Below are 20,642 nucleotides of genomic sequence, written 5' to 3'. Positions count from 1 at the left end.
GTGGGTTGCATTCTCCCGGGTTAGTTGCTATAATTTCATTTGTATGTGAAATGTAAATTATGTGGTATACACATGGTTTCTTATAACTCTGATTTCAAGGATTTCAGGGCGGAAGGAGATGAAAAACATGAAAGCGAATATTCATCCTAATTACAAGAAAGTAGTGTTTATGGATATTAACACTGGTTTCAAATTTTTAAGCGGATCAACAAAATATTCTAACGAAACAATCGAATGGGAAGATGGCGAAACTTACCCTCTAATCAAAGTTGAGGTTTCTTCTGATTCTCACCCATTCTACACTGGACGTCAGAAATTTGCTAACGCTGCAGGACGTGTTGAACGTTTCAACAAAAAATACGGCCTTAAGTAATATTGATGAAAAGCAGGCGAGTTATTGCTACTTTGCCTGCTTTTTTTACGCATTTATAGTCAAATAACATATAAGTATAATTCAATTTATTGAATTTTTATATAAATAATCAAGATACTTACACGAATTATAAATTATGATGAATTAACCGTCGTTTAAAATAAATAAAAATAGTCTTTGTACTGATATAGAAAGGTGAGACACATAATGTTCTTTATGATGAAAAAAAATGGGTGGATTGAAATGATTTGCGGAAGTATGTTTTCTGGTAAATCAGAGGAACTAATTCGCCGTGTTCGTCGTACGCAGTTTGCTAAGCAAAGCTGTGTTACATTCAAGCCATCAATTGATAATCGATACAGTGAAGTAGAAGTGGTGTCTCACACTGGTATGAAAGTACCTGCTTATGCAGTAACACACTCATCACATATTCTTAAATATGTTACAGAAGAAGTTGAAGTAGTTGCAATTGACGAGATTCAATTTTTTGACGATGAAATAGTTATTGTAGTTCAACAACTTGCTAACGCTGGTAAACGTGTGATTTGTGCAGGTTTAGACCAGGATTTTAGAGGATTACCATTTGGGAAAGTACCTGAAATATTATCAATTGCAGAACATGTAACGAAATTAAACGCAGTTTGTGCTTCATGCGGATCACCTGCAAGTAGAACGCAAAGATTAATAAATGGTAAACCAGCTTTATTTGAAGACCCTATTATTTTAGTAGGTGCATCTGAATCGTACGAACCAAGATGTCGCCACTGTCACGAGGTACCAACGAAAACAATTCAACCAGCTCTTCAAAGCCAGAACGATTAATTTGACAGTAGGTTGAAAATTAGCTATTAAGACCATATACTAAGAATTGTGGAGTAAGCTTGCCCAGCTCTGAATGGAATATTATTTCGGAACTGGACAAGTAATTGTGGAAAAAGTGTTATAGGCACTTTTACCTTAGAATTTAGAATTAAAGAAGCGATTTAGAATCGCTTCTTTTGATATATATTTAAGACGAAAATGTCGAGGTGAAAATTATGTTTGATCGATTACAAGCTGTAGAGGATCGCTATGATAGATTAAACGATTTACTTAGTGACCCGGAAATTATAAATGATTCAAAAAAGTTACGTGAATATTCAAAAGAGCAATCAGACATACAAGAAACAGTTGATGTATACCGTCAATACAAATCAGTAAAAGAACAAATTAAAGATGCAAAAGCTATGCTAGAAGAGAAACTCGATGCTGATATGCGCGAAATGGTTAAAGAAGAATTAAATGATTTGGAAAACGAATCAAAAGATCTAGAAGAACGTTTAAAAATCCTTTTAATTCCAAAAGATCCTAACGATGATAAAAACGTTATCGTTGAGATTCGTGGTGCTGCGGGCGGAGACGAAGCTGCATTATTTGCTGCTACGTTATATCGTATGTACAGCCGTTTTGCTGAGGTTAACGGATGGAAAACAGAAATTATTGAAGGTAATTATACAGAGCTAGGTGGCTTTAAAGAAGTTATCTTTATGATAAATGGTAAAGGTGCATATTCAAAACTAAAATTTGAAAATGGCGCACACCGTGTTCAACGTGTTCCCGAAACAGAATCAGGTGGACGAATTCATACTTCAACTGCAACTGTAGCAGTTTTACCAGAAGCTGAAGAAGTTGAAATAGAAATTCATGAAAAAGATATTCGTGTAGATACATTTGCTTCAAGTGGTCCTGGTGGTCAATCAGTAAACACAACGATGTCTGCAGTACGTTTAACTCATATTCCAACAAATACTGTTGTATCATGTCAGGATGAAAAATCACAAATTAAGAATAAAGAAAAAGCGATGAAGGTTCTTCGCGCAAGGGTTTATGATAAATTCCAAAGAGAAGTACAAGCAGAATACGATCAAAATCGTAAGCAAGCTGTAGGTACTGGAGACCGTTCTGAACGTATCCGTACTTATAACTACCCACAAAACCGTGTAACTGACCACAGAATTGGATTAACAATTCAAAAACTTGATCAAATCGTTGAGGGTAAAATTGACGAAATTATTAATGCATTAATTATGGATGATCAAGCAAAACGAATGGAACAAAGTCAATAATGACAACAAAGATATATGAAGCCCTAAAATGGGCTTCTTCTTTTTTACAAGAACGCGGTCGGGATGAAAATGTGGGTGAAATAGTATTAAAACATATTTTGGACTACAATCGAACAGAATTATTGCTAAATATGAGAGAAGATTTAGAAGAGAATCATTGGATACAGTTTAAAGAATTGGTTCATAAGCACATAGATGGCCAACCAATCCAATATTTAATAGGATATGAATACTTTTATGGCCGAAAGTTCTTCGTTAATGAAGAAGTACTAATTCCTAGACCAGAAACAGAGGAGTTAGTGGAAGGTGTACTGAATCGTATCCAAAAGCATTGGAAAAATACAGAACAACTTGAACTAGTAGATGTTGGAACAGGCAGTGGTGCGATTGCAATCTCACTTGCGCTTGAAAATAAACAATTAATAGTTCATACAGTTGATATTGCAGAAGAATCAATCCAAGTTGCTAAACGGAATGCACAAGAGTTACAGGCAAATGTCCATTTTATACACAATGATTTACTGAATTACTTTATTGAAGAAAACAAGAAAGTTGATATTGTTGTATCAAATCCGCCTTATATACCTCATGAGGATTGGCTGGGGTTAGATGAAGTAGTTAAGAATCACGAACCATACCGTGCATTAGTTGGTGGCGAAGATGGACTAGATTTTTACCGTCGTTTTGCAAAGGACTTACCTAAAGTATTAAAAGAAAAATCACTGGTTGCATTTGAAGTAGGTGTCAATCAAGGCAAACAGGTTGCAGATATTTTAAGGAAAGCTTATCCGAATTCAAATGTTGAAGTTGTTTTCGATATTAATGGCAAGGACCGTATGGTTTATATGGTAAATGGCTAATTTAAATAGTGAATCGTAATGATATTGACTAGAAAAAGTCCGTGTATTGCGATTCTTTTTTTTATGTTAAAGTTGTAAAAGATGAGGAAAATTACAATCAAGAAAAACAAAAACATAACGAAAGAAGATATTAGCATGAAAAAGTTTAAAGGTTGGATCGTATTTAATGGTCATATTACAGCTACAAAATTTACTGAACTTTTCGAATGGTTACAAGATACAGCCATCGCAAAAGGAATAGATGTTTCATTAGTTAAACATTATGAATTAATCCCAGTAATCGAGAAAGGTGAAGCGATTTTAAAAGGAAAATACGCGGATGAGAAACCTGATTTTGTAATTTTTTGGGACAAGGATGTTCATTTAGCAAGGCATTTGGAAAATATGGGGTTTAAATTATATAATTCTGCGAAAACGATTGAAGTCTGTGATGATAAGGCTTTAACTTTTCAGGAATTATCTAACTTTAATATACCGATGCCAAAAACAATTACAGCTCCACTATTGTTCCCTAATTGTGATCTAAGAAACTATGATTTTTACGATGAAGTTATACAGGAATTAGGCTTTCCATTAATCATAAAAGAATCATTCGGTTCATTCGGTAGACAAGTTTATTTGGTTGAGAATAGAGAAGATTTTTTTAAGAAGGTAGACGAACTAAAGCATAAACCTCATATCTATCAAGAGTTTATAGAATCAAGCAGAGGGACGGATATTCGCATCCAAGTAGTAGGTAAACAAGTAGTAACAGCAGTGTTAAGAAAATCAGAATCAGATTTTCGTGCAAATGTTACAAACGGTGGAAAGATGTATAAGTATGAGCCGACAGAAGAGCAAATTAATTTAGCACTTAAATGCTCCGAAATATTGGGAGCCGATTTTGCAGGGATTGACTTATTGTTTGGTGAAGATGGAAAAACATATATATGCGAAGTGAACTCAAACGCACATTTCAAAAATATTTATCTATGTACAGACGTGGATACAACGAAGTATATAATTGATTATATTATCTGGGACTTGGAGAAAAACGTATGATTGGTTGGCTAATCTATTCCGAATTAGATGCAGAAAGAAATAGAACGTATATTGACTGGTTAGTAAACGGAGCATTGGAAAATGGTTTTGAATTAAAGTTACTATATGCAGAAGATATTGTAATAGGTATTCGAAACCGTGTTAATATACTTTACTATCAAGGGAAAGAACTATGCAAACCCTCTTTTGTAATTATGAGGACTATATCACAAATATTATCTTCCCACTTTGAAGAAATGGGAATCAGAACATTTAATAACCAGGCGACTTCACTCATAGCCAATCACAAGTTTTTAACACATCAAAAGCTTTCTAGTCTTGGTATTCCAATGCTAGACACATTTTATTATAAAAAAAGTACAATTACAAAATCCTTAGATACAATTCATTTCCCTTGTGTGCTTAAGAATTGCACAGGAAGGGGCGGAAGTGAAGTATATTTTATAAATAACCAAGAAGAGTTACTGGAGATTGTGCAGAACTCAAGTTTCGATCAACTATTAATTCAAAACGTTGCAGAGCAATTAGGTAAGGACTTAAGAGTTTTTATTATTGGTAAAGAAATTGTTGCAGCTGTTTTAAGATATTCAGAAAAAGACTTTCGAGCAAACTTTTCTTTAGGTGGAGGAGCAATGCTTTACGAACTTTCCAAAAGTGAAAGAGGACTTATTCAAAAAATAGTAGATCACTTTGATTTCGACTTCGTAGGCATAGACTTCATGTTCGATGCAAACAACCAACTGATCCTAAATGAAATTGAAGACGTAGTAGGAAGTAGAACGTTATATACGGTATCAGACATAGATATTGTTTCGTTATATATGGATTATATTAAAAAGCAGATAGACTGCTAGAGAAAAAAGTTAGGACAGACATTTATACTACTAGGTGCTCAACGTCTGCAAAACGGGTAACTTGAATAGGAAGTCATCGTTTATTATCTAATCTTTTAAAGAAACGATTAAAAAAAATAGAATACTAGTGTTTAAGAAATAATCTAATTGTCTACACTGTTCCTAGAGGGATGGTGGAGAGAATGAAAACTAAAAATAAAACAAAAATAACATATAAAATTATTTCTTTATTTATCATATTATTGATTAGTTCATCAGTGTTAATGCCACTTCGAGATACGAATGCAAAAGGTAATGAAATGGTCGTAATACCTAAGAAAGCTGTACGATTAAGAATTCTAGCAAATAGTGATTCTAGTGAAGATCAAGCACTTAAACGTAAAGTTAGGGATGAAGTTAATGCTCAAATTAATACTTGGGTAAAAGATTTAACAACTTTTGAAGAGGGGCAAAAAGTTATAAAAAGTCATATTCCGGACTTACAAAAAACAGTTGCACGTGTTATTAAAGAAGAAGGCTCAAATCAATCATTTACAATTACTTACTCTAAAAAAGTTAAGTTTCCTACAAAATTATATGGTAGTTTCTTATATCCTGCTGGTGATTACGAAGCGGTTTTAATTAAACTTGGTGCAGGTCAAGGGGCAAACTGGTGGTGTGTATTGTTCCCACCATTATGTTTCCTAGATTTTTCAAACGGTGATGCAACTTTAAGTAAAGAGTCATTACAATCCCAACAAAAGGTTGATCATGAAACAAAAATCGAAAATGAACCAAAAAGAGAGTTTAAAAAACAGGAAGCATTACGTTTAAGCAATGATGATTCTACTATTGCAACAAAAGAAAACAATGAATCAGCTTTACAGAATGATGCGAAGGTCAAAAGCAGTGAAGATGCAGTTGTAGCTTCTACTCTTCCTGGTGATGAACCAAAAGAAGATATTAAGGTAGAGAGCTTCTTTGTACAAATGTTAAAGCAATTATTTTAGTTCTAGCAAACTCCCTATGTGCATAAAGTATTACAAGCATACATACTAGGGAGGTTTTTTTTATGAAAATACGTTCAGCGATTCAGGAAGATTTTGAAACAATTTTTTCATTCTTGGGACAAGCAGGATTATCTACAAACGGACTTGAGGAGCAACAAGAATCTTTTTTCATAATGGAAGATGAGTTTGGGAAAGCGCAAGCTGTAATAGGATATGAACAAGATGGAGAAGAAGCGTTATTAAGATCACTAGTAGTTGCACCTACCATTTACTCACAGCATATGGTACTCTTTTTACAAAGTGTTCTTGAAAAACTAAAAGAAGAAATGATTAGTAAAGTATATTTATTAACAAGACAGCATGTAGTACAAGACTTATTCCTTTTACTAGGTTTTGGGCAAGTCGAACAGGAAAATGTTTCGAACAGTATTAAAGAGATGAAGCATTACCAAACTACTATTACGAATGAAGAAGTATTAGTTTATCAAAAAGAACTATACACAAAGTTATCCACAAATTAGCAAGTTTTGTCCACAATTTGTGGATAAAACTTGCTTTTCATTCTTTGGATAATGTCTAAATTTGTAAAATATACACTATTATTCACTCTAGAGAGAGGTGCTACGTATGGAAACGAAAATATGGTATGTGGATAATCCTGTGAATAAAGAAGAAGTTTACCCACAGATTGTGGATGCAGCAAAAAATTTACAGTTAGGACAAGTTGTTGCTTTCCCAACAGAAACTGTTTATGGGTTAGGGGCAAATGCGCTTTCAGATGAAGCGGTTCAACGAATCTTTCAAGCAAAAGGTAGACCAAGTGATAATCCCCTAATTGTACATATTGCCAACAAAGAACAGTTAGATCAATTAGTTGAAGAAATCCCCTTAGATGCAAAAAAACTGATGGATGCTTTTTGGCCAGGACCATTAACGTTAATTTTAAAAAGTAAAAAAAATGTTTCAAAATATGTGACTGCAGGTTTATCCACTGTGGGAATAAGAATGCCTGATCATCCAGTTGCTTTAGCGTTAATTGAAGCTTGTAATTTACCAATAGCAGCACCAAGTGCAAATACTTCAGGTAAGCCTAGTCCAACTTCTGCTAAGCATGTTTTTGAAGATTTAAATGGACGAATTGTAGGAATTGTAGATGGTGGTAGTACAGGAGTCGGAGTTGAATCAACAGTTATTGACTGTTCCCAAGATATTTTTACAATATTAAGGCCAGGTAGTATTACGCCAGAAATGATTAAAGAAATAATTCCAACTGTTGAAGTAGATCCAGCAACAATGAAGGAAAATGAAGCACCAAAATCACCGGGGATGAAGTATAAACATTATGCACCAGATGCTCAAATGCATCTTGTAAATGGAAGTATTGAGTTTATGCACAAACTTATACACAATTCCAAAACAGAGGGTAAAAGAGTAGGGATATTGACAACGGAAGAAAATGCTACGAAATATGATGAAGCAGATGTTGTTCTTACAAGTGGAAAACGTAGTGATTTATCAACCGTAGCTGCAGCACTATATGATTGTATTCGCAAATTTAATGAAGTACATGTTGATATCATTTATTGCGAAACCTTCCCTTATGAAGGTATTGGAATTGCCATTATGAATCGTCTGTGGAAAGCTTGTGGACATTCTGTGATTTCAGAGTGTTGAACGAAAATTTAGTAATAAGTCCTTGCCTAAAAATTTAAAATTAAATTTTATTAATTTCCCTCATATCATTTGTAGGACGTGCATATCTTTTAATAGCAAGTCCTAGGGGGGAAAGCATGAGTAGCTCATTAATCAATGAACTGATTACATTAACAATTATGGGATCTGCGCTAGGTTTAGATGCATTCTCAGTTGGGTTAGGAATGGGAGTTATACAACTAAAATTTAAACAGATCATTAATATTGGCATTGTAATCGGACTATTTCATGTAATAATGCCTTTATTGGGAATGGTCATTGGATATGAGTTATCAGAGAATCTAGGACGATTTGCTGTATTACTAGGCGGATTTTTATTAATGGGAATCGGCTTTCACATGATTTATTCAACTTTATTTGGTAAAGAGGAAAATAAATATTCACCGACAGGAGTAGGTTTACTTCTTTTTGCATTTAGTGTAAGTGTGGATAGCTTTTCAGTTGGAATTAGCTTAGGAACATTCGGTGCTAAAACATGGCTAACAATTTTACTATTTGGTATTATTAGTACAATTTTAACTTGGGCTGGTTTACTTTTAGGAAGAAGAGTAGAACAAGAACTCGGTAAATTTGGAGAATTATTAGGTGGTTCATTCCTATTGATTTTCGGAATCAAACTATTATTTTTTTCTTAAATAATACATATGGTGATTAAAAGCTAAGGATGGAGAAAATTGGAGACAATTGCCCCATCCTTTTATTTTTTAGTAAAATAGATTAAATAAAACGTTCAGATAAATGAGGGTGAGGTATTAAGATGGAGAATATATTATTTGTTTGTACCGGGAATACATGTAGAAGTCCAATGGCAGAAGCACTATTAAGACATCATGGTAATGAGCTCTATCAGGTCAAGTCTGCTGGGGTATTTGCAATGTCGGGCGATCCTGCTTCTCAAAATGCAATATTGGCTTTAAAAAATAAAGGAATCGAAACAAATCATTCCTCGCAGCAAATAAGTGAAGATCTTTTGGAATGGTCCTCGAAAGTCTTATCAATGACATTGAGCCATAAACAAATGTTAGTTTCTAAGTTTCCTCAATATAAGGATAAAATCTTTACATTTTATGAATATATAAACGGTCAAGCTAAAGATATTTCTGACCCTTATGGAGGGTCATTAACAACTTATGAAAATACGTTGAGTGAATTAGAAGAGTTGGTAAAACAGATTGTACAGGATCAAAAGGAATAAAAATTTAATTAGTGATTGGATGTTAATTAGATACCCTAAATCTGAACATAATAGTGTAAGATAGAAATTGAAGTTCATTCAATAAAAAAGAAAATTGAGTCAAAGAGATCAATACGGGGGTTATCTAATGAAAGTAGCAATAGCATCTGATCATGGTGGATTAAATATTCGTCAAGAAATCATGAACTTAATGGATGAAATGGGTATTGAATACGAAGATTATGGTTGTGAGTGTGGTACATCTGTAGACTACCCAGATTATGCATTCCCAGTAGCACAAAAAGTTGCTAATGGAGAAGTAGACCGTGGAATATTAATTTGTGGTACAGGAATTGGTATGTCAATTGCCGCAAATAAAGTTGAAGGAATTCGATGTGCATTAGTACATGATACTTTCAGTGCAAAAGCAACTCGTGAACATAATGATACGAATATTCTAGCTATGGGGGAACGAGTAATCGGACCTGGTTTGGCAAGAGACATTGCAAAAATATGGTTAACGACTGAGTTTGAAGGCGGTCGACATGAAAATCGAGTAAACAAAATTAAAAACTACGAAAAAAATCATCAATTATAAAACCTAAACGAGAAGCCGTTAATCCAAAACATAATGTGAAGATTATCGGCTTTTTTAATAATGAGTAAAATTTTAAAAATTTTTCTACGGCAGGAGTAAAAAAAAATGAATGAAGAGTTAAGGCTAGTAGCTAGTCAAATAAAAACATTATTAAACGAGCTAAATGATCATGTAAGTTTTACTAGTGACCATGTTTTAGTGATTGGATGTAGCACTAGTGAGGTTAGTGGACAAAGAATCGGAACTTCAGGAACAATAGAAGTAGCGGAAGTTTTATTTAATGAGATTAAGGCTTTTCAAGATGAAACTGGAGTACAATTAGCATTTCAATGCTGTGAACATTTGAACAGAGCATTAGTTGTTCAAAGAAAGACGGCAAAAAGTTTACAACTTGATGAGGTAACAGTGATACCAGTTCGTACCGCAGGAGGAGCACTTGCTTCATTCGCATTCAGACAATTAGATGATGCTGTAATTGTTGAACATATTAAAGCGGATGCAGGGATTGATATTGGCGATACTTTAATCGGTATGCATTTAAAGCACGTGGCGGTTCCTTTAAGAACAAGTGTTAAACAAGTTGGACAAGCTCATATAACGGCGGCAAAAACTCGTCCAAAGCTGATTGGTGGAGCTCGTGCGGTTTACTCTATGGATGAAGACGTGAAATAAAACGCTTTATATTATAATAGAATCGTTAAATGTTAGTTTTTTGAAAGATATATCTTTCATTTTCTATGTAAAACATGGTAAAATAGAAACGAATTCGGTCGATTTATCGAATGATAAAATAAATTTATACTAGTAATGTTCGTGTTTTATAAAAAGGGGGATATAACTGTGGAAAATTTAAAAAAGCAAGATCCATCATTGTATGAGGCAATACAGTTAGAGTTAGGTAGACAACGTACTAAAATCGAGTTAATTGCTTCTGAAAACTTTGTAAGCGAAGCAGTAATGGAAGCCCAAGGTTCAGTATTAACTAATAAATATGCTGAAGGATATCCAAGCAAACGATACTATGGCGGTTGTGAATATGTTGATATTACAGAAAACATTGCAAGAGACCGTGCAAAAGAAATATTCGGAGCAGAACACGTAAATGTTCAACCTCATTCAGGTGCTCAAGCAAATATGGCAGTTTACTTCACTATTTTAAAACATGGTGATACAGTATTAGGTATGAATTTATCACATGGTGGTCATTTAACTCACGGAAGCCCAGTAAACTTCAGTGGGGTACAATATAACTTCGTTGAGTATGGAGTAGATCCTGAAACTCAAGTAATTAACTATGAAGATGTATTAGAAAAAGCTAAAGCACATAAGCCTAAATTAATCGTAGCTGGTGCAAGTGCTTATCCAAGAGCAATTGACTTTAAAAAATTCAGAGAAATTGCAGATGAAGTTGGAGCTTACTTAATGGTTGATATGGCACATATTGCTGGTTTAGTAGCAACAGGTCTTCATCAAAATCCAGTTCCATATGCTGATTTTGTTACAACAACTACTCATAAAACATTACGTGGACCACGCGGTGGTATGATTTTATGTAAAGAAGAATTCGCAAAAGCAATTGATAAATCAATCTTCCCTGGAATCCAAGGTGGACCATTAATGCATGTAATTGCAGCAAAAGCTGTAGCATTTGGTGAAGCACTACAAGAAGATTTTAAAAAGTATGCACAATCGATCATCGATAACGCTGCTCGTTTAGCAGAGGGCTTAAAATCTCACGGCTTAAACTTAGTATCTGGTGGTACGGATAATCACTTAATTTTAATTGATGTTCGTTCATTAGAATTAACTGGTAAAGTTGCTGAGCATGTATTAGATGAGATTGGTATTACATGTAATAAAAACACAATTCCATTTGATCCAGCAAGTCCATTTGTAACAAGTGGTATCCGTATCGGTACTGCTGCAGTAACTTCAAGAGGGTTTACTCTAGAAGATATGGATGAAATTGCATCAATCATTGCGGAAACATTAAAAAACCACGAAAATCAAGAAGTACTAGAAGCATCTCGTAATCGAGTTAATGCTTTATCTAGCAAATACGAATTATATCCTACATTTTAATAAATAAAGTATAACTTAAGCTATCTTTAGAACTGTATTTTCAAAATTGAAGGTGCAGTAATACTAAAGATAGCTTTAGTTTTTAAAAGGTTTGTGATAAAGTTCACAAAAAGTTCATTTAAACATGTGAAAAACTTCACATTAATCATTTGAAATGAGGTACAATAACTCATGTAAACAGCAATTAAAAATTATCCAAACGGAGGCAAAAAATTATGTTTATTAATTTTTTAAGAACTAATAAAATTGCATCTGGTTTCTTAACTATTATTCGTCTTTACTTAGGTTATGAGTGGATCCATGCAGGTTGGGGTAAGTTATCAGCTGGCGGATTCGATGCTTCAGGATTTTTAGGATTTGCAGTTAAAAGTGCCTCAGGAGAACATCCAGCAGTTCAAGGTTGGTGGGCAGATTTCCTTACACACTTTGCAATACCAAACATCGATTTATTTAATTTTTTAGTACCTATTGGAGAATTTGCAATCGGGCTTGGACTTATTCTTGGTTGTTTTACAAAAACAGCAATGTTCTTTGGTTTAATGATGAATTTCGCATTTATGTTTAGTGGTACAACTAGCACTAATCCACAAATGGTTTTATTAGGAATCTTTATTATCATTGCGGGTTCAAATGCAGGACGTATCGGATTAGATCATTATATTAGCAAGTTTATTAATCGAAAAACATCTTTCACTAAAAAAATATCAGATCATAATTTAAGTAAAGCATCTTAACTTTATACACCAAAGAGGGAACCAACACCAACTGGTTCTTTCTTTGCGTGTTCATAAAAACTTCTCTGACTTTAAAGAATAAGGAAGAGGAGTTTTTTTATTCAAAGTGGGTCAAAATAACAATAAGATTAGTAAAAAAAGGAAATATTGAAGTTTATTGTAAAAAAGATCTAAATTTATACTAAGCGATTGTATGATGTGGCTTGAATTATTTAACCGCTTTCGGTATTCTTTTTAAGAATAATAAATTACTAAGTATTTGCAAGGAGCGATAAAAGTGAGTAAAGTATACGTTTTTGATCATCCGTTAATTCAGCATAAAGTTTCTTTAATTCGTAGAAAAGACACTGGAACAAAAGAATTTCGAGCACTAGTAGATGAGGTTGCGGGCTTAATGGCATTTGAAATCACACGCGATCTTCCATTACAAGAAGTGGAAATCCAAACACCAGTAGCTACTGCAAAGGCGAAAGTTATTGCTGGTAAAAAATTAGGCATTGTACCAATTTTACGTGCAGGATTAGGAATGGTTGATGGCTTCCTTCAATTAGTTCCTGCAGCTAAAGTTGGCCATGTTGGATTATACCGTGATCCTGAGACTTTAAAACCGGTTGAATATTATGTTAAACTTCCTACGGATGTAGAAGAGCGTGACTTTATTGTGATTGATCCAATGCTTGCGACAGGTGGATCAGCAGTTGAAGCGATCAACTCTTTAAAAACACGAGGTGCTAAAAATATTAAGTTTATGTGCTTAATTGCAGCTCCAGAAGGTGTTGAAGTTTTACAAAAAGCACACCCAGATGTGGATATTTACATAGCTGCCCTTGATGAAAAATTAAACGATCATGGTTATATTGTCCCTGGTCTTGGCGACGCTGGAGATCGTTTATTTGGTACAAAGTAATGACATTTTAAAAGCTTTCCTAGCATAGGAGAGCTTTTTTTCACATTAAAATGATTAAGTTGGCAGCTAGGCAGCTTACTCGACGTAGTCGAAATTAAGTATAAGTACACTATGTCTCTGTTTTCGCCTAAAAGGCTCGTCAGTCGACGAGTTTTCTTTAAATCAAAAGGGGTATAATACATTAAAAATTTGAACGTGAAATAAGGATTGGGAAGTTAAAGGGGATTAGGAAATGTCACTCGAAAAACAAAGGTTAATAATAGATGCAGCAAGACTATACTATGATTCTGACTTTAGTCAACAAGAGATCGCAACACAATTAGGAATCTCTCGTCCAACTGTATCTAGATTACTTCAACAAGCTAAGGAATTGGGATATGTACGCATTGAAATTATTGACCCCCTAGAAGGCAATCAAGATTTAGCCCGTGAGTTAAAGAAGAAATATAATTTACAATCTGTTGAGGTTTGCTATTCACCAATTGATGACTACAACGAAGTTTTGCAAACAATAACTAAAAAAGCTGCGGATGTGTTAGTAGATTTAGTCCATGATGGTGACGTTGTAGGAGTAACTTGGGGAACAACGATGTATCATATTGCAACGAAGTTAAGCAATAAACAAGTAAAGGGTGTAGAAGTAATTCAACTAAACGGTGGAGTAAGTTACTCTAAAACGAATACTTATGCATCAGAAACAGTAAATTTGTTTGCAAAAGCATTTAACACCGTTCCAAGATATTTACCACTACCAGTTATATTTGATAATCCACAAGTAAAACAAATGGTCGAGGAAGATCGTCATATAGGACGACTAATCGATTTGGGAAAACAATCAAATGTAGCAATTTTTACTGTAGGAACGGTTAAAAAAGATGCTTTGTTATTTAGAGTTGGCTATTTAAACGAGAAGGAAGAAATGGATTTACAAACATATGCTGTAGGAGATATTTGCTCCCGCTTTTTTGATAAAGAAGGAAATATTTATTCTGAACTACTTAATCGACGCACGATTGGAATTGAGTTAGATGAACTTAGAAGCAAAGAAAAGTCAATTTTAGTTGCAGGTGGAGAAAGAAAAATAAACGCTATTCACGGTGCCTTAATGGGTAAATATGCAAACATACTAATAACCGATCAATTTACAGCAAAAAGATTATTAGAGCAGGGGTAAAGTAATTTTAAGACTCTGATCCTTTCCTATGTCAAGCTCCCTACTAGTCAGATTTTAAAACGAGGGTGTCTCAAATAGTAGGTACCATTAAAAACAGATAATTTTACAATTAAAAAGAGCCGTCTTTTGTGTCACTTAACCTGACTTATAAGATAGCCTTTTTTTTGTGTAATAGGAAAAAATATCCTTGAACATAAGTTCAAATTGTGTTTTACAAAATTTCATAGCGATGTTATAGTAAAGACATATTCAAAGTAACTTAGTAAATAAAATTTTTATCATAAAACCATTAAGGGAGCGACTATATATGAATTACGCAAAATTAGTAGATCACACATTATTACGAGCTGACGCAAAAAGAGAAGAAATTGCAAAATTAGCTGAAGAAGCAAAAGAGTTTAGCTTTGCATCAGTTTGTATTAATCCTACTTGGGTTTCTTATGCAAGTGAATTATTAAAAGATTCTTCTGTCAAGGTTTGTACTGTAATTGGTTTCCCTCTAGGAGCAAACACTCCTGAAGTAAAAGCGTTCGAAACTTCAAACGCAATTGAAAATGGTGCTCAGGAAGTTGATATGGTTATCAATATTTCTGCGTTAAAAGAAAAAAATGACGAATTAGTTGAAAGAGATATACGAGCAGTTGTTGAAGCTGCTAAAGGTAAAGCTTTAGTTAAAGTAATTATTGAGACTTGTCTTTTAACTGATGAAGAAAAAGTTAGAGCATGTGAATTATCAGTTAAAGCTGGTGCAGACTTTGTAAAAACATCAACAGGATTCTCAACTGGTGGAGCAACTGTAGAAGACGTTACATTAATGCGTAAAACTGTTGGAGAAAACGTAGGTGTTAAGGCTTCGGGTGGTGTTCGTAACTTAAAAGACGTAGAAAATGTAGTAGCTGCTGGTGCAAACCGTATTGGTACAAGTTCAGGTGTTAAAATTGTTCAAGGTGAAGAAGCAAACACAGCTTATTAATTTCAAAATAATTTTAAAATAAAAAAAAGTGAGTGAGTTATTGCTCTTTGGCTCTTACGTTGGTAATATGGTAAAGCGAAGACAAAACTCACACACTTTAATAAAGAATTACCTAACAATTCGTTAAAGGGTGATAAATATGAATACACAATCATTAATCAACGAAGCCCTAAAGGCTCGTGAAAACGCATACGCTCCTTACTCGAAATTTAAAGTAGGTGCAGCAATTTTATTAAATAACCAAACAGTCTACACAGGTTGTAACGTTGAAAATGCTTCTTATGGACTAACAAATTGTGCAGAAAGAACTGCTATATTTAGTGCGGTCGCTGCGGGTAATGGTTCAGCAAAGATTGAATCAATCGCAATAGTAGGAGACACTGAAGGACCGGTTTCACCATGCGGTGCATGTAGACAAGTTATCGCAGAATTTAGTGATGAAAATACAAAAGTATACTTAACTAACTTAAAAGGTGACATCGCTGAAACAACTGTTAAAGAATTACTTCCTGGATCATTTAGTTCAAAAGATTTACAAGGTTAATCCTTGTCTGACATCTAACTTCTATATGATGTCTGACATCCAACAAATGAAAAGTTGTGTCTGTTTTGAAAGCGCTTATATATTAAATAAAAAATTTATTGGATTTTCGGGGGAGAAACATGAAATATATTATTGCTCTTATTGGACTACTAGTTGTTTTCGGTCTTGCTTATATTGCTAGTAGTGATCGCAAAAACATTAAATACCGTCCAGTAATAATTATGGTTGTTATTCAAATCCTATTAGCATTCTTATTATTAAATACAGAAGTTGGTTTAGTATTAATTAAAGGAATTTCTAACGGATTTGGAAAGTTATTAGAATATGCTGCTGAAGGAGTTAATTTCGTATTTGGCGGAATGGCAAATGAAGGTGCATTTCCTTTCTTCACAGGTGTATTATTACCAATCGTATTTATTTCTGCTTTAATTGGTATTCTACAATATACAAAAATTTTACCGTTTGTTATTAAATACATCGGGTTAATCTTAAGTAAAATCAATGGTATGGGTAAATTAGAGTCATACAATGCGGTAGCATCTGCAATTTTAGGACAATCTGAAGTATTTATTTCAGTAAAAAAACAATTAGGTCATTTACCAAAAAATCGTTTATATACACTTTGTGCATCAGCAATGTCAACAGTATCTATGTCTATCGTAGGTGCATATATGACAATGGTTGAACCAAAATATGTAGTAACAGCAATTGTCTTAAACTTATTTGGTGGTTTTATTATTTCATCAATCATTAATCCGTACACTGTTTCAGCTGAAGAAGATATCTTAACAGTACAAGAAGAAGAAAAACAAACATTCTTCGAGATGCTTGGTGAGTATATCTTAGATGGTTTTAAAGTAGCAATCATCGTAGCAGCAATGTTAATTGGATTTGTTGCATTAATTGGTGGAATCAATAATATTTTTGATATGATTTTTGGAATCTCATTCCAAGGGATTTTAGGTTATGTATTCGCTCCATTCGCATTCATTATGGGTGTACCATTTAAAGAAGCGGTTGACGCAGGTAGTATTATGGCAACAAAACTTGTTTCAAATGAGTTTGTTGCAATGATGGATTTAGCAAAACAAGGTAAAGATTTCTCAGCTCGTACGTTAGGAATTGTATCAGTATTCCTTGTATCATTTGCTAACTTCTCTTCAATTGGTATTATTGCGGGTGCGGTTAAAGGATTACATGAGAAACAAGGAAATGTTGTCGCTCGTTTCGGTTTAAAATTATTATTTGGTGCAACATTAGTAAGTGTTTTAACGGCAATTATCGTAGGGATCGTTTTAAAATAATTTAATCCAAGCGTTTGACTTAGATCAGGCGCTTGTATTTTTTTTCTAATCTTAAAGTAGGAGGGTTGGGTTAAAAAGTGAATTTTTAACAATTTTCTTTTTAACAAGTCACTATGGGAGCTGTAGGTTTACTATTATCTGGTGCAACTCTGTTTTTAAATAGTCTGGTTTTATTAAATAAAGCGAATGCTAAAAGTGCAGCATTATTAAACTTATTTGTTGGTACATTACAAATCGTTTTTCCTATCTACTTATTAATGCATTTAGGTGCTGGTAAGTGGGAATTATTTAATACAGCAAGTATTTTCTTCTTTGGTATTACTTATTTATATAATGGATTTACAAATCTTAAAGGTTTTAATGGAACAGGCTTAGGCTGGTTCTCACTTTGGGTATCTATCATGTCTGTACTTTGGGCTTTCGTGAACTTCGCTATTGTTCATGATGTTGTAGATGGACTATTATGGGTTATGTGGGCATATTTATGGTATCTTTTCTTTGCAGGCCTAGTTTTAGGTAAGAAAATAGAACGATATACGGGAATCGTTGCAATGATTCAGTCATGGACTACAATTACTCTTCCTGCATTTTTTATGCTTTTAGGGATATGGCAGGAGACAGTAATTTCAAATGCATGGATCGTCGTTTTAGGAGCAGCAATAGTATATTTTGTCATCCATGAGGTTAAGGCGTTTGTAACAAATAAAAAATTCCAGTTGTTTAATCGACCTGAATTAAAAAATTAATGATTAGAAAAAAAGACTAACTTTTTAGGAAGCTTATTGCTTACCTAGAGTTAGTCTTTTTTTTATTTTGAAAACTTTGTAGGTTCTAGAGAAAATTACCTTTTTATACATGAATGAACGATTAGTGAGAAAGCTAAAAAGAAAATATCTTATATAAAGGAGAACCTGCACTGAATGAAAAATTACTTTCTTAAAATAATTATTTGTCTAGTTTTTTTACTATTTCCATTTAAAGATGTATACGTAAATGCACATGAGCAACAAAAACAAGTGGCTTTAATTTCGGTTAAAGATGGAATGATTACACAGGCCATAAAATACATTGGTGAACGCTTCCCAAATGTAACCGTAAGACAACAATACACTGAGACGTATTATGGTTTTTCAGTATCGGGTTCTCTTGAAGAGTTATCACAGTTAGCTAAAATGCCGTTAGTAAACGATATGCATTTTGTTACAACTTATAGAGCTCATTTAGAAGACAGTATCCCTTTTATTGGAGCGGACGAAGCTCAACTATATAAAGATCAAAGGGGAAGAAAAATTACTGGCGAAGGAGTTAAGGTAGGAGTAATCGATACTGGTGTTGATTACAGACATCCTGATTTGAAATCAAATTATGGTGGCGGTTACGATACGATTGATTTAGATAAAGACCCAATGGAAACTAAACTTGAAGAAAAAAGTACATTTCATGGTACCCATGTAGCTGGAGTAATAGCGGCTAATGGAAAAAGAAAAGGAGTTGCCCCTAAGGCAACAATCTATGCATACCGTGCTCTTGGTCCTGGTGGCGTTGGGACATCTGAAACTGTTATGGCTGCAATTGAGAGAGCAGTGAAGGATAAAGTAGATATTATTAATTTATCACTAGGTAATGATGTCAATGGACCAGACTGGCCGACAAGTATTGCGTTAGATAAGGCAGTAGAGAAGGGGGTACTTGCAATTACGGCTGCAGGAAACTCTGGACCAGGACTTTGGACTGTCGGTTCTCCCGCAACAGCATCAAAGGCTTTAACAGTGGGTGCGAGCTATCCTCCTGTACTTTTCCCATCTATACATGTGAAAAATAAAGAGACTATTATTAGTCCTATGATCGGATCTGCTAAATGGGGTAAAGGTTTAAATGGACGATTTGTATTTAAGAAATATGGTGAAAAGCGTGATTTAAAAAGAGTAAAAGACAAAATTGTCTTGCTTGAAAGGGGAAAAATCACATTCACTGATAAAGTAAAAAATGCTCAAGATGCTGGAGCTAAAGCTGTTATTGTCTTTAATAATATTGATGGAAATTTCACCGGACAAATTAAAGGGAAATTTACTGTTCCAGCTGCAACTATATCAAGAAAAGAAGGCTTAATGATTAAGAAAATCATTGAAAAAAATAAAGTAGAAGCTAAAACTGGACATGAAAAGAAGGTTGATATTCTAGCGGATTTCAGCTCTAGAGGGCCAGTAACAGGTACTTGGCAAATGAAGCCGGATTTATTAGCTCCAGGTGTAAAAATAAAAAGTACAATTCCGGGTGGATATTTAGCACTTCAAGGGACGAGTATGGCAAGTCCACACGTTGCCGGAGCGGCTGCTTTGGTAAAACAATTGCATCCAGATTGGAGTATGGATGATTTAAAAAGTGTGCTAGTCAATACAGCAACACCATTATATAAGAATAATAAAAAGATGTATCATGCGTACGAACAAGGTGCTGGAAGATTAGATATTGAAAAAGCACTAGAGACTGAGATAACATTATTCCCGACGTCTTTATCTTTAGGAGTAACAAGAAAAACAGATTTACAAATAAAGAAAGATTTTATTGTAAGAGTATCTAATAAATCAAATATGCCAAAACAAGTTACGGCTATAAATAATCAGCCAGCCACTGGAATACAATGGGTATTACCAAAGCCTTTTACAATTCCAGCGCACACTAGCAAAAAGATTAATCTTACTGCAACAGTTGATACAAAAATATTAAGAGATGGATTTTATGATGGGGCAATAACGTTCAGTACAAATGAAGATGAACATCTAAGAATGCCGTTTTTATTACTACAAGGAGAACCGAATTTTCCGTCAGTAATGGGATTTCACTTTGGAAGAGTAAAAGGTAAAAATCGCTATAAATATGAACTCTATTTACCAAGTAAGGTTGAGGAATACAAAATTGCTGTTTTTGAATCAGAAACATTTCGTTTGTTAGGTGTAATTGATGAACAGGAGAATAGCAAAAGAGGAATTATCAAAAAAGAACTAGTTTTAAAAGACTTTCCTAAAAGTGGAATTTATAAGTTTGTGATCTTTTATAAACGTAAACAATATGAAAGTGCATCGGAATCTTACGTCAATGTCGCTAAAATTTATGTTGAAGACTAAAAATTGGTAAGTGATTTTTAATAGTTTTTTAATTTAGGTAATTGACACATTTTTGTAACATATTGTATGCTTAACATGAATGTTTAAAAGGG

The 20,642-nt window shown here is 33.9% G+C and carries 22 protein-coding genes; all 22 read left to right on the top strand.

The features are described from left to right. Nucleotides 1–127 precede the first annotated feature (127 nt). The 22 genes from RAH41_RS13125 (at nucleotide 128) to RAH41_RS13020 (ending at nucleotide 20,550) form a co-directional block, all read left to right on the top strand. On the top strand, nucleotides 128–373 hold the full coding sequence (locus RAH41_RS13125) for a type B 50S ribosomal protein L31 (RefSeq protein WP_025671035.1): 246 nt from the start codon (nucleotides 128–130) through the stop codon (nucleotides 371–373). 207 nt (nucleotides 374–580) lie between these two features. Continuing rightward, nucleotides 581–1,195 (top strand): thymidine kinase, encoded by a 615-nt coding sequence (locus RAH41_RS13120; RefSeq protein ID WP_331222967.1) that lies wholly within the window; start codon nucleotides 581–583, stop codon nucleotides 1,193–1,195. A gap of 215 nt (nucleotides 1,196–1,410) precedes the next feature. Further along, on the top strand, nucleotides 1,411–2,478 hold the full coding sequence (gene prfA, locus RAH41_RS13115) for a peptide chain release factor 1 (protein ID WP_025671037.1): 1,068 nt from the start codon (nucleotides 1,411–1,413) through the stop codon (nucleotides 2,476–2,478). Beyond that, nucleotides 2,478–3,338, top strand: coding sequence for a peptide chain release factor N(5)-glutamine methyltransferase (gene prmC / locus RAH41_RS13110; protein WP_331222966.1), 861 nt, complete (start codon nucleotides 2,478–2,480; stop codon nucleotides 3,336–3,338). Before prfA ends, prmC begins: the two co-directional genes overlap by 1 nt. 135 nt (nucleotides 3,339–3,473) lie before the next feature. Continuing rightward, entirely contained in the window at nucleotides 3,474–4,379 is a 906-nt protein-coding gene (locus tag RAH41_RS13105) for a RimK family alpha-L-glutamate ligase (RefSeq protein ID WP_331222964.1), read from the top strand. Continuing rightward, nucleotides 4,376–5,233: an ATP-grasp domain-containing protein gene (locus RAH41_RS13100; protein WP_331222963.1), complete on the top strand. Its 858-nt coding sequence runs from the start codon at nucleotides 4,376–4,378 to the stop codon at nucleotides 5,231–5,233. Before RAH41_RS13105 ends, RAH41_RS13100 begins: the two co-directional genes overlap by 4 nt. A gap of 182 nt (nucleotides 5,234–5,415) precedes the next feature. Then, nucleotides 5,416–6,222 carry a stage II sporulation protein R gene (gene spoIIR, locus RAH41_RS13095; protein ID WP_419471600.1) on the top strand — a complete coding sequence of 269 codons (807 nt, stop codon included), beginning with the start codon at nucleotides 5,416–5,418 and terminating at the stop codon, nucleotides 6,220–6,222. Nucleotides 6,223–6,284: 62 nt separating this feature from the next. Then, nucleotides 6,285–6,743, top strand: coding sequence for a hypothetical protein (locus tag RAH41_RS13090; RefSeq protein ID WP_331222961.1), 459 nt, complete (start codon nucleotides 6,285–6,287; stop codon nucleotides 6,741–6,743). 106 nt (nucleotides 6,744–6,849) lie between these two features. Beyond that, on the top strand, nucleotides 6,850–7,896 hold the full coding sequence (locus tag RAH41_RS13085; RefSeq protein WP_331222959.1) for an L-threonylcarbamoyladenylate synthase: 1,047 nt from the start codon (nucleotides 6,850–6,852) through the stop codon (nucleotides 7,894–7,896). A gap of 116 nt (nucleotides 7,897–8,012) precedes the next feature. Further along, the gene (locus tag RAH41_RS13080; protein WP_331222957.1) at nucleotides 8,013–8,570 is read left to right on the top strand and encodes a manganese efflux pump MntP family protein; all 558 of its coding nucleotides are present in this window, start codon (nucleotides 8,013–8,015) and stop codon (nucleotides 8,568–8,570) included. 122 nt (nucleotides 8,571–8,692) lie between these two features. Continuing rightward, nucleotides 8,693–9,130: a low molecular weight protein arginine phosphatase gene (locus RAH41_RS13075; protein WP_331222955.1), complete on the top strand. Its 438-nt coding sequence runs from the start codon at nucleotides 8,693–8,695 to the stop codon at nucleotides 9,128–9,130. A gap of 127 nt (nucleotides 9,131–9,257) precedes the next feature. Next, on the top strand, nucleotides 9,258–9,707 hold the full coding sequence (gene rpiB, locus RAH41_RS13070; RefSeq protein ID WP_331222953.1) for a ribose 5-phosphate isomerase B: 450 nt from the start codon (nucleotides 9,258–9,260) through the stop codon (nucleotides 9,705–9,707). A 105-nt stretch (nucleotides 9,708–9,812) separates the two neighbouring features. After that, on the top strand, nucleotides 9,813–10,379 hold the full coding sequence (locus RAH41_RS13065) for a TIGR01440 family protein (protein WP_331222952.1): 567 nt from the start codon (nucleotides 9,813–9,815) through the stop codon (nucleotides 10,377–10,379). 168 nt (nucleotides 10,380–10,547) lie between these two features. After that, on the top strand, nucleotides 10,548–11,789 hold the full coding sequence (gene glyA, locus RAH41_RS13060) for a serine hydroxymethyltransferase (protein ID WP_331222951.1): 1,242 nt from the start codon (nucleotides 10,548–10,550) through the stop codon (nucleotides 11,787–11,789). A 215-nt stretch (nucleotides 11,790–12,004) separates the two neighbouring features. Continuing rightward, entirely contained in the window at nucleotides 12,005–12,523 is a 519-nt protein-coding gene (locus tag RAH41_RS13055) for a DoxX family protein (protein WP_331222950.1), read from the top strand. Between the two features lie 277 nt (nucleotides 12,524–12,800). Next, complete coding sequence (gene upp, locus RAH41_RS13050; RefSeq protein WP_098233756.1) at nucleotides 12,801–13,430, top strand: uracil phosphoribosyltransferase; 630 nt, start codon at nucleotides 12,801–12,803, stop codon at nucleotides 13,428–13,430. A 232-nt stretch (nucleotides 13,431–13,662) separates the two neighbouring features. Then, on the top strand, nucleotides 13,663–14,604 hold the full coding sequence (locus RAH41_RS13045) for a sugar-binding transcriptional regulator (RefSeq protein ID WP_331222949.1): 942 nt from the start codon (nucleotides 13,663–13,665) through the stop codon (nucleotides 14,602–14,604). Between the two features lie 307 nt (nucleotides 14,605–14,911). Continuing rightward, nucleotides 14,912–15,577 carry a deoxyribose-phosphate aldolase gene (deoC, locus tag RAH41_RS13040; RefSeq protein ID WP_331222947.1) on the top strand — a complete coding sequence of 222 codons (666 nt, stop codon included), beginning with the start codon at nucleotides 14,912–14,914 and terminating at the stop codon, nucleotides 15,575–15,577. Between the two features lie 139 nt (nucleotides 15,578–15,716). Further along, on the top strand, nucleotides 15,717–16,121 hold the full coding sequence (locus RAH41_RS13035; protein WP_331222945.1) for a cytidine deaminase: 405 nt from the start codon (nucleotides 15,717–15,719) through the stop codon (nucleotides 16,119–16,121). Between the two features lie 119 nt (nucleotides 16,122–16,240). Further along, nucleotides 16,241–17,425: a NupC/NupG family nucleoside CNT transporter gene (locus tag RAH41_RS13030; protein ID WP_331222944.1), complete on the top strand. Its 1,185-nt coding sequence runs from the start codon at nucleotides 16,241–16,243 to the stop codon at nucleotides 17,423–17,425. 113 nt (nucleotides 17,426–17,538) lie between these two features. Next, nucleotides 17,539–18,171: an AmiS/UreI family transporter gene (locus RAH41_RS13025; RefSeq protein ID WP_331222943.1), complete on the top strand. Its 633-nt coding sequence runs from the start codon at nucleotides 17,539–17,541 to the stop codon at nucleotides 18,169–18,171. A 174-nt stretch (nucleotides 18,172–18,345) separates the two neighbouring features. Further along, complete coding sequence (locus RAH41_RS13020; RefSeq protein WP_331222941.1) at nucleotides 18,346–20,550, top strand: S8 family serine peptidase; 2,205 nt, start codon at nucleotides 18,346–18,348, stop codon at nucleotides 20,548–20,550. Nucleotides 20,551–20,642: the final 92 nt, after the last annotated feature.

It is taken from the genome of Gottfriedia acidiceleris, from assembly GCF_036421055.1.
GTDB classification, from domain to species: domain Bacteria; phylum Bacillota; class Bacilli; order Bacillales; family Bacillaceae_G; genus Gottfriedia; species Gottfriedia acidiceleris_C.
Note: the sequence above shows the minus strand (reverse complement) of the source record. Positions and strands in the feature narration are given on the sequence as shown.